Origin of the sequence: Mesobacillus sp. (genome assembly GCF_049588175.1) — a bacterium.
GTDB lineage: Bacteria > Bacillota > Bacilli > Bacillales > Cytobacillaceae > Mesobacillus.
In genome coordinates, this window is record NZ_JBAVFI010000423.1 from 1 (window position 1) to 2,067 (window position 2,067).

3 protein-coding genes are annotated in these 2,067 nt (G+C 36.6%); 2 read left to right on the forward strand and 1 reads right to left on the reverse strand.

Translation table 11 applies throughout. The features are described from left to right. The first annotated feature begins 372 nt into the window (after nt 1-372). Nucleotides 373-729: a DUF898 family protein gene (locus tag WB217_RS10490; protein WP_423993177.1), complete on the forward strand. Its 357-nt coding sequence runs from the start codon at nt 373-375 to the stop codon at nt 727-729. Nucleotides 730-887: 158 nt separating this feature from the next. Here WB217_RS10490 and WB217_RS10495 read toward each other — a convergent pair whose 3' ends face one another. Next, a complete protein-coding gene (locus tag WB217_RS10495; RefSeq protein WP_423993178.1) occupies nt 888-1,085 on the reverse strand; it encodes a DUF1272 domain-containing protein in 198 nt (65 codons plus the stop codon). A gap of 161 nt (nt 1,086-1,246) precedes the next feature. Between WB217_RS10495 and WB217_RS10500 the strand changes: the two genes are divergently transcribed. Then, on the forward strand, nt 1,247-1,669 hold the full coding sequence (locus WB217_RS10500) for an Lrp/AsnC family transcriptional regulator (RefSeq protein ID WP_423993179.1): 423 nt from the start codon (nt 1,247-1,249) through the stop codon (nt 1,667-1,669). The last annotated feature ends 398 nt before the right edge of the window (nt 1,670-2,067 follow it).

A 2,067-nucleotide genomic window follows, 5' to 3' on the forward strand; every position in this document is an offset into this window, starting at 1 on the left:
CAATAACCCTATTCTAAATGTCGAATTATTAACTTTATATATATTATACGACAAAGGGACGGTTCCATCGCCGCAAAAAATCGAATTGCCCAAAAGGTTGAGGCAGGAGCGACACAGGGACGGTTCCACCGTCGCATTGTAAGTAACCCAAGAGGCAAAAGGACCCTTTGCTTCATAAAAGGAAAAGGACAAGTCTATTTAGAAAACGGAAGCAGTAGATACGTCCCCTCCCCTCATCCCTTCAAAACATTAAAAAAGTGATAGGTCAAATTACTCACTATCCCCTTCAAAAGTTCCCTATTCCACAAATACCACCTTCAAAAATATAGGACTAATGGTATAATTACATTAAAAAGGGAATGGAGGGAAAATATGAGTAATTTAGGTACGGCTAATGCTTCTATTTATGCATCTACACAGACTGAAGGGAATTCATATTTTGATGGCGGTTTATTTCAGTACATTGGATGGTCTATCCTTGGAGGATTAGTAACTCTTCTAACTTTTGGTATTTGTTATCCTTGGGCAATAACGATGATTCTAGGTTGGAAAACCAGACATACTGTTATTAACGGACGAAGACTAAAATTTACAGGATCAGCTATTGGCTTATTCGGAAATTGGATTAAATGGTTTTTACTTACTATAGTAACATTAGGAATTTATTCATTTTGGTTATTTATCGCTTTGGAAAAATGGAAAGTAAAACATACTGTTTTTGAGGATTAACATATTACATAAACACAAATTAAATTAACGATTAAAGAGGATAGCGAAATGTCTATCCTCTTTGCTATTTGGCGACACAGGGACGGTTCTACCGTCTCAAAAAGTAAGATATTCCCACTTTCCCCGAGGCAACAAAACCGTCCCCATGTATCTACTATTTACAATGAGCAGCTGATGACTGCTCCTGTCTTTCTTGGTCTCTGCACAAGTTCTCCTCCGCAGTTGGGGCAAGTGTGTCCCATATCTTCTGTACAGTCTTGGCAGAAGGTACATTCATGCACACAAATATATGCTAATTCGATTTCTTGGATTGTTTTAGCGCACTTTTCACACTCTGTTTTCATTAGTAAAGCCATCTTTCATTACCTCCTGAATTTTACATATTTTTCTGGTTTCTTTATTATTTTATTTTATCCATTGCATTTGTTACATGAAGTAATTATTGTATTTTATTTAAATACCTAAATATTTATCGTATTTTACTCATTTTACTTAATAATTAAAAGAGGTGTTAAATATGGATGAAATCGACAGGGACATCATTTTTCATTTACAGGAGAATGCTCGTATTTCCTTTACTGAATTAGGAAAGAAAGTTGGATTATCTACCCCAGCAGTTAATGAAAGGGTCAAGAAGCTAGAAGATAAAGGGGTAATTGAGGGTTACAGAGCGGTGATCAATGCGGAAAAGATTGAAAAACCAATCATGGCCATCATCCTCTATGCCAATACAAAATGTGACCAGTTCATACAATTCTGCAAGAATCACCCGGAGGTATTGGAATGTCACCGCCTTGCTGGGCAATACAATTTTATTGTGAAATTAATCACTGGATCGGTTCAAACCTTAGAAACTTTTATTGATGAATCAATGAAATACGGTCAGCCCTCTACATTGATACGGTTGTCTTCACCTGTAAAGAACAAATCGATAAGCTAGCTAGAATGTTGCGAAGGCAACCGCGGGACGGTTCTGCCGTCTCAAAAAGTAACATATTTTTACTTATTTTGAGACAAAGGAACCGTCCCCAAAATTACAAATACTAATAGAGAGCACATAAAAAGGGATAGACAAATGTCCATCCCCTTTTCCTAATTACTTCATATAAAAATCCATACATCCCTTTGAATACCCACAATCACTATGGTTTACTCAAAGGTTAGTACCTTCCTACGCCTCAAGAATCTTAATTTTATCCTCATTCTCTTTACGCAGTTCTTCCAACAGCTTATTAACTTTTTCATCTTCTTTTTGGGAGATAACCTGCTGCTCAAGCTGTGGACTTATCTTTGCAAACTCTTCTGGCTTTTGCTTTTGGCTTTCGAGCTGCTTTTTAT

Excerpts from the sequence above, each read along its gene's own strand:
- WB217_RS10490 (WP_423993177.1), top strand. The coding sequence starts at position 373 with ATGAGTAATTTAGGTACGGCTAATGCTTCTATTTATGCATCTACACAG.
- WB217_RS10495 (WP_423993178.1), bottom strand. The coding sequence starts at position 1,085 with ATGGCTTTACTAATGAAAACAGAGTGTGAAAAGTGCGCTAAAACAATC.
- WB217_RS10500 (WP_423993179.1), top strand. The coding sequence starts at position 1,247 with ATGGATGAAATCGACAGGGACATCATTTTTCATTTACAGGAGAATGCT.